Origin of the sequence: Neisseria sicca VK64 (genome assembly GCF_000260655.1) — a bacterium.
Taxonomy (GTDB): Bacteria; Pseudomonadota; Gammaproteobacteria; order Burkholderiales; family Neisseriaceae; genus Neisseria; species Neisseria sicca_B.
Map to the genome: position 1 here is coordinate 1 of NZ_AJMT01000190.1, position 7,508 is coordinate 7,508.

Annotated in this window: 8 protein-coding genes; 3 read left to right on the plus strand and 5 right to left on the minus strand. The window is 51.9% G+C overall.

Annotation, left to right across the window (positions count from 1 at the left end):
- Positions 1-318 precede the first annotated feature (318 nt).
- Entirely contained in the window at positions 319-633 is a 315-nt protein-coding gene (locus HMPREF1051_RS11100) for a porin (protein WP_003768716.1), read from the plus strand.
- Positions 634-859: 226 nt separating this feature from the next.
- Here HMPREF1051_RS11100 and HMPREF1051_RS11105 read toward each other — a convergent pair whose 3' ends face one another.
- Positions 860-1,342 (minus strand): hypothetical protein, encoded by a 483-nt coding sequence (locus tag HMPREF1051_RS11105; RefSeq protein ID WP_003768734.1) that lies wholly within the window; start codon positions 1,340-1,342, stop codon positions 860-862.
- 315 nt (positions 1,343-1,657) lie between these two features.
- Here HMPREF1051_RS11105 and trmA point away from each other — a divergent pair, with 315 nt between their 5' ends.
- Positions 1,658-2,740: a tRNA (uridine(54)-C5)-methyltransferase TrmA gene (gene trmA, locus HMPREF1051_RS11110; RefSeq protein WP_003768730.1), complete on the plus strand. Its 1,083-nt coding sequence runs from the start codon at positions 1,658-1,660 to the stop codon at positions 2,738-2,740.
- Positions 2,741-2,791: 51 nt separating this feature from the next.
- Here the strand turns inward: trmA and HMPREF1051_RS11115 are convergent, their stop codons facing one another.
- The 3 genes from HMPREF1051_RS11115 to HMPREF1051_RS11125 are packed head-to-tail and all read right to left on the minus strand — an operon-like array spanning position 2,792 to position 5,332.
- Entirely contained in the window at positions 2,792-3,439 is a 648-nt protein-coding gene (locus HMPREF1051_RS11115) for an HAD family hydrolase (protein ID WP_003768718.1), read from the minus strand.
- Between the two features lie 60 nt (positions 3,440-3,499).
- Positions 3,500-4,459, minus strand: coding sequence for a cation diffusion facilitator family transporter (locus HMPREF1051_RS11120; RefSeq protein ID WP_003768726.1), 960 nt, complete (start codon positions 4,457-4,459; stop codon positions 3,500-3,502).
- Positions 4,460-4,504: 45 nt separating this feature from the next.
- The gene (locus HMPREF1051_RS11125; RefSeq protein ID WP_003768732.1) at positions 4,505-5,332 is read right to left on the minus strand and encodes a ferritin-like domain-containing protein; all 828 of its coding nucleotides are present in this window, start codon (positions 5,330-5,332) and stop codon (positions 4,505-4,507) included.
- Positions 5,333-5,636: 304 nt separating this feature from the next.
- Between HMPREF1051_RS11125 and lolA the strand changes: the two genes are divergently transcribed.
- On the plus strand, positions 5,637-6,260 hold the full coding sequence (lolA, locus tag HMPREF1051_RS11130; RefSeq protein WP_003768722.1) for an outer membrane lipoprotein chaperone LolA: 624 nt from the start codon (positions 5,637-5,639) through the stop codon (positions 6,258-6,260).
- 212 nt (positions 6,261-6,472) lie between these two features.
- On the opposite strand, the gene tehB is transcribed toward lolA, so the two are convergent.
- Positions 6,473-7,330, minus strand: coding sequence for an SAM-dependent methyltransferase TehB (tehB, locus tag HMPREF1051_RS11135; RefSeq protein ID WP_003768721.1), 858 nt, complete (start codon positions 7,328-7,330; stop codon positions 6,473-6,475).
- Positions 7,331-7,508: the final 178 nt, after the last annotated feature.

Sequence of the window (7,508 nt, forward strand, 5' to 3'; positions counted from 1 at the left end):
TAAATCAGGACAAGGCGACGAAGCCGCAGACAGTACAGATAGTACGGCAAGGCGAGGCAACGCCGTACTGGTTTAAAGTTAATCCACTATAAAGCTCCGGATGGCGAGGCGCGGCTTCGGTTTGAAGCGCATCTGCCGTTCAAAACGTATACGGTTGGCATGGGAAGTTTGAATCTGATTTGACATTTTTCAGACGACCCTTTGCATGAATTTTCTTTCTTAATTCAAACACAAACTTTTAGGACGGTAGAATTCGCCTTGCACTAACCCTTCCCGCCTGCTTGTGCAGAAGGGATGTCACATAAGGAGCATTTCATAATGAAGAAAATTCTAATTTTGTCTTTACTCGCACTGCCTGCGTTGGCTGCGGCGGAAGTTCATTTTTACGGCGATTTGAAAGCCGGAGTGGAAGCTTCCAACACAAAATACGGCAGCCACAGAATTTCCAATAACGGCGTAAGCGACATGGGCAGCTATGTCGGTATGCGCGGTTCGCATCCTATCGGCGGCAGCAATGATGTATTGTGGCAGGTCGAACAAGATGCGCCCTTGGGTTCGAAAACCGGTGCCAAAGACACTTGGCGCAGCCGCAACCAAGGCAGCGGAGAAACTTATATCGGCTTCGGGCGTTAAAAGAAATAAGGTTTCTATCCTGGTTAAGATAAGCAAAAGGTCGTCTGAAAACGTTTCGCATGGGTGCGGATGTTTTCAGACGACTTTTTTGTCTATATTTAGGGGCGCGTTTGTATTCGCACTGACTCGTCATGGGAAGATTGGTACAGTGTGTGACCGATACCCCGCTATCACTGGTTTTGACGGCAGAAGCGGAGCTTGCAAACCAATCTTTTGATTAAACGCTTTATTTAGCCTGAGCGGTTTTCTGTTCTTGGATAATCCATTTGGCCAAATCTGTACCCAAAACTTTGGCCGTCCGGTTCAGGACGGAACAAGAACCTTTAAAACCGCCAAACATGCCGCCCATAGAATTGCGGGATAATGTGGTTTTTTTGACTTGTTTGCCGTCAATATACAAAGTCACAGAAACAGCCAAGCCCTTGGCGTGTCCCACAAAGGCATTGCCTGCGCTCATGGCGGAAGTGATGGCGATGTCTGCGTAAGTGTCTTGTTTCAGACCATCGCGCACGACGGTCACCCCGCTTTTTGCCGCACTCTCCCGCAAAGATTCGGACATGATGCTGCCGACTTCTAAACACTCGGATACGATGCGGTTATCAATCTCTTCTTTATCGCGATAGGGGATGCTTTCATCAATATGAACATCAGCACCGGCGAATGCGGAAGCGGACAAGAAGGCGGCAATGAGGAAGCGTTTGGCGGACATGATGGGTACCCAAGATGAAATGTTAAAAAGAGTGAATATTCTATAATGTTATTTTTACTTAATCAATATAGATTGAATGGGTAAATCGATGGAATGCCGGGCCGGAAGTTTCGCTGAAATTTAGGCATGCCTTTTTGCTTGTAGATCAGAAAAAAATAACGGCTGCCCGAGTGGCTTCCAAAATTTTTTGAAACTGCTTGAGAAAGCATTTATGGGGTATTGGGGCGGTGGGTTTGCTGTTTTTGGCGCAGTGCCGTAATCTGCTCTTTGAACTATATTATAATGCGCTGATTGTTTTTATTAGATTAATCTGACATGACCGCTTATACGCAACAGCTCGACCAAAAAATCCAATACTTGCAACAGCTTTTTCAAGGTTTGGATTTTCCTGAAATTCAAGTTTTCGAATCCCCAGAACAGCATTACCGGATGCGCGCCGAATTCCGCATCTGGCACGAAGGCGGCGAAATGTTTTACGCCATGTTCGAGCGCGGGCAGAAAGCGAGCGGCGCAAGCCTGATACGTTGCGACCAATTTCCCGCCGCCTCCGAGTCCATCAATGCCTTGATGCCCAAGCTCATCGAAGCCGCCGTGCAAAATCCCGAACTCAAAAACCGTTGGTACGCCGTAGAATTTTTGTCTGCACTGAGCGGCGAGATGCTCGTTACCATGATTTACCACAAAAAACTGGGCGAAGCGTGGCAGCGTGCCGCCGAAACCTTGGCGCGTGAATTGGGCATCCATATCATCGGTCGGAGTAGGGGGCAGAAAATTGTTTTGACTCAAGACTATATCACCGAAGAGCTGAACGTAAACGGCAAGACCTTCCGCTACCGCCAAGTCGAAGGCAGCTTTACCCAGCCCAACGCCCGCGTGTGCGAAAAAATGCTCGGCTGGGCGTGTGATGTTGCACAAAACCTCGGCGGTGATTTGCTTGAACTCTACTGCGGCAACGGCAATTTCACCCTGCCGCTCTCGCAGCATTTTCGTCAGGTTTTAGCAACCGAAGTGTCCAAAACTTCCGTTTACGCCGCACAGTGGAACATCGAGGCGAACCAAAGGGACAACATCAAAATCGCCCGCCTCTCCGCTGAAGAATTTACCGAAGCCTATACGCAAAGTCGCGAATTCCGCCGCCTGCAAGAGCAGGGCATCTCGCTGAAAGAGTATGGTTTTTCCACGATTTTTGTCGATCCGCCCCGCGCCGGCGTCGATGATGAAACGCTGAAGTTGGTTTCGCAATTCGACAACATTATCTATATTTCCTGCAACCCCGAAACCCTGCGCGCGAACCTCGACACCCTCTGCCAAACCCATACTGTCGAACGCGCCGCGTTGTTTGACCAGTTCCCGTTTACGCACCATATCGAAAGCGGTGTTTATTTGAAGAAGAAATAAAGAAGCAGATTTGAAGAAGGTCGTCTGAAAGTTTTCAGACGACCTTTCGTTTTACAGAATCTTCAGCAATGCCGAAGGCGCTGCGATGCGGTGGTCGAACGGCCAAGTTTTGGTTTGGTCTTCAGCGGCGATATAGCCCCAGTCGGCAAGTACGGTTTTCATACCCGCGTTGCGTCCGGCCTGCATGTCGCGTTCGGCGTCGCCGACGTAAACCGTGTGTTGCGGGTCGGCATGGATTTGTTCGCACGCATACAGCATGGGTTTGACGCTGGGTTTGGATTCGCCGCAGGTGTCGCCGCTAACGACGACGGCGGGCGGGATGACGAAGCCGAGTTTGGGGACGAGTTTGTCGGTGAAGCGCATGGGTTTGTTGGTGATGATGCCCCATTTGATGTCGCGTCTGTCGAGTTCGGCGATGAGTTCGTTCACGCCGTCAAAGAGGGCGGTGTCTTGGGCGTAGCGGCTGTCGTATTCGTCAAGGTATTCGGTGCGCCATTGGGCGTAGTCGGGATGGTCGGGGGTGATGCTTGCGCCGAGTTTGAGCAGTCCTGCCGCGCCGTGGCTGGCTTGGGTGCGGATTTCGTCCATGCTTTTTTCGGGCAGTCCGTGGCGGTTGAGCAGGGTATTGAGTGCGCCGCCGAGGTCTAGGGCGGTGTCGGCGAGCGTGCCGTCGAGGTCGAACAATACGGCTTGTATCATGTGTTTTCCTTTGGTTTTTCGATGGGGTCGTCTGAAAAGGGTTTCAGACGACCTTTGGGTTTAGTGGTGGTGATGGTGTGCGCCGTCGGTCTCGTTGGCACACAAGACGCTGTCGGGATGCGGATGGTGTTCGCTTTCGATTTGGATGGTGCAGTGTCCGATGTTTTTGTGGGACAACTCGTGTTCGATGCGGTAGGCGATTTGTTCGGATTCGGCCACGGTCATGCTACCGTCCACGACGATGTGGCAGGATAGGACGTTGATATTGCTGGTAATCGTCCAGACGTGTAAGTCGTGGACGGATTTGACGCCGTCGGTATTGCGGATGACGGCGAGCAGGTCGTCGGTGTGGATGTTTTCGGGCGCGCCTTCCATGAGGATGTGCAGCGTTTGTTTGAGCAGCCCCCAGCCGCTGCGTCCAACCAGCGCGGCAACAAACACGCTGGCGAGCGGATCCGCCCATTTCCAGCCGAACGCCATCATGAGCACGGCGGCGGCAATCGCGCCGATTGAGCCGAGAAGATCGCTTAAAACGTGCAGATACGCGCCGCGCATGTTGACGTTGGCTTCGGTATCGCTGTTTTTCAGCATATAAACCGCCACGCCGATGTTGACCAGCAGGCCGACGACGCTGATGACGAGCATCCCCAGCGTGGCGATTTCGGGCGGATAAAGCAGGCGTTTGATGGCTTCGTAGAAAATCAGCACGGCGATGACCACCAGCGACAAGCCGTTGAACATGGCGGTGAGGATTTCGAAACGTTTGTAGCCGAAGGTCTTTTGCAGCGTGGTTTCTTTTTCGCCGAGTTTGAACGCCCACAACGCCACACCCAAGGAAAATGCGTCGCTGAACATATGCCCTGCGTCGGAAAGCAGCGCGAGCGAGTGGGTCAGCCAGCCGCCGAAAGCCTCCAGCAGCATAAAGGCGGCGATGATGATGAACGACACGCGCAATACTTTTTTGTTGGCGGTATGCGTGTGGGCGTGTGCGTGATGATGGTGTTCGTGATGGTGAGACATAACGTTCCTCAACAGAGGTCGTCTGAAAATCCGGATGCAGGGTTTTCAGACGACCTTTTTGCCTTGTTTCAAACCCTGCTCGAAATTTTCCAACATATCCAATTCGAAGCGGCTGAAGCCGGCTTTTTCACGCGCTTCGATGTTCACATAGCCGCGGAAGATAAACATATCGTAACGGGCAATCAGACTGCGGAACAGGGCGACAGGTTCCAAACCGCGTTCGCGGCAGAGGTGCTGATACCAATGGTTGCCGATAGCGACATGGCCCACTTCGTCGCGGTAAATCACGTCCAACACGCCGCAGGTTTCCGAATCGCCGCGCTGTTCCACCTTCGCGCGTATCCCCGGCGTAACGTCCAGCCCGCGCGCTTCCAACACGCGCGGCACCAAAGCCATGCGCAACAGCGGGTCGTAGGCGGTTTTATACGCCATGTCCCACAAATGGTTGTGAGCCTCGAAATCGCCGTAATCGAAGCCGAAAGCGCGCAGCCTTTCGCGCATCAGGCGGAAGTGGTACACCTCTTCCTTCGCCACCCGCACCCAGTCGCGCACAAACTGAAACGGCAGCGTACGGAAACGGTATGCCGCGTCCAAAGCCAGATTGATAGCGTTGAACTCGATATGCGCAATCGCGTGCAGCATCGCCGCATAGCCTTCGGTCGTGTTCATCTTGCGCGGCGTCAGTTGCGACGGCGCGACCAAAACAGGCTTCGGCGGCCGTCCCGCGTGGCGGAAGTCCAGCGGCGCGGTGTTTGCTTCAGCACCGTCCATGTTTTGAACGGCGGCAAACGCCTCGTCCGTCAGCCGTCCTTTTTCATCGGGGTCGTCTGAAAGCAGGGCAAGTTCCAGCAAAGCATAGATATCAGGTTTCATTCCAAGTCTGCCGTTTTTCGGAAAACAAATATTATAGCGTTTAAAAAAAACAATATAAGGAATATAATCTTTACAATTTGGCGTTGCGCGTCAAAAACCATTAAATACCACAGTTTGCACAGTCGGCATACATTAAAGAATTGTGAAACCCGATTGTCTTTTCCGCAGGAAAAAATCCCGCAGCTTCAAAAAATTAGCCCTCGGAAAACACTGTTTGCAAAATGTAAACCGCCCATAAGCGGCTTGCATTGTTATTTTGTAACATCGATACTGGGCGCCACACCCCTTCCAACAAGGAAAAATAATGATGAAACAACACAACCTGTTCAAATTCCTCGCCGCTTCCGCCTTGACCGCGACCATCGGTTTCGCACAGGCAGGCGCAGTGGATGCACTCAAGAAATTCAACAACGACGCCGACGGTATCAGCGGCAGCTTCACCCAAACCGTCCAAGGCAAAAAGAAAACCCAAACCGCACACGGTACTTTCAAAATCCTGCGTCCGGGTCTCTTCAAATGGGAATACACCAAACCCTACAAACAAACCATCGTAGGCGACGGTCAAACCATTTGGCTCTATGACGTTGATTTGGCACAAGTGACCAAGTCCGCCCAAGACCAAACCATCGGCGACAGCCCCGCCGCCATCCTCTCCAACAAAAACGCCCTTGACAGCAGCTACTCCCTCAAAGAAGACGGCTCGTCCAACGGCATCGACTACGTCTTGGCAACACCCAAGAAAAACAACGCCGGCTACCAATACATCCGCATCGGCTTCAAAGGCGACAACCTCGCCGCCATGCAGCTGAAAGACAGCTTCGGCAACCAAACCTCCATCAGCTTCGGCGGCTTGAACACCAAGCCCAACCTTTCGCGCGGCGCATTCAAGTTCACCCCGCCCAAAGGCGTGGACGTGTTGAGCAACTGATTGTTTGATCATAAAAGGTCGTCTGAAAGGTTTCAGACGACCTTTTTGTTTTTGAAGTTGTCGGTGATGCGTGGCTGAGTGGAAACCGCCTCTAGCCGACACAATCCAGATTTGATGCTGCCGGTCGGATGGCAGGTAGGAAAAGTTCAAAGCGCCGTAACAAAGCGGATACCAAAAGGTCGTCTGAAAATATTTCAGACGACCCCGTTCGTTTATACTTCAGGCTTTTTCGCCAACATGGTAACAAACTTAAACTGTATCGGATTGCCCGCCGCATCTTTCGCATGCATGGCGCCGAGTTCCTCTTTGTATTCGACAATCTCCCAGTCGCGGTAGTATTCGCGCAACTCGCCTTCTTTAAATTTAAACGGAAAAGGCATAGGGCAGGGGAAGTCTTCAGTGTCCATCGCCGAAACGATCAGGTTGTAGCCGCCCGGGTTGGTGTGCGCCTGCATATCGGCAATCACTTGCGGCACAAAGCGCGGATACAGGAACATAAACACAACCGTCGCCACGATATAGTCGAAATGATCTTGAAGGTTGGCGGCATTCAAATCATATTCTACCGCCCGCACGTCCAGGTCTTCGATGCGTGCCAACTCGTTGACGTTTTGCACCGCCTGCGGATTGTTGTCCACGGCGGTTACGTCAAATCCTTTCAAACCTAAAAACAGCGCATTGCGCCCCTGACCGCAGCCCATATCCAAAGCCTTGCCCGTAGGAACGATATTTTCAGCCGCCACTACCGCCGAATGGGTCGCGCTCATGCCGTATTTCTTATTGAAATAATCTTTTGCCGCGCAATAAAGCGAGAGCTTGATTTCCGTATCGTCCGTCAAAGGCTCGACCGTAAACTGTTGCTGCGGCGCAATCATGTGATCGCCGTCTTCGGCAGTCAGCTCGACAGAAGCATTATCAGCTTCCGTCAATTTCAGACGACCTTGCAACACGTTCAGGCAAGCCCATTCCCCCTCGTCAAAAGCATGACCCGCACGCAGCGCGTCGGGAATCTCGTCTGCCTGCCAAACCGGCAGTTCCTGATAGCAAAAAAGCGCCATTTGTCCGTCCATCGTCGGTTCCTTCCAATCTGTTTGCGATAAGGTGCATATTATATGCCTGTTTCGAGCAGGGCATTGAATTATCGGTTTGCCTGCTGACGCATTTGAAGAATCAGGTTGCTGCAAATTGCTTATTTTCAGTTTGCGTACTGTGTAGAAAATCGTCGCGTTGTTTACACAACAGGTTGAG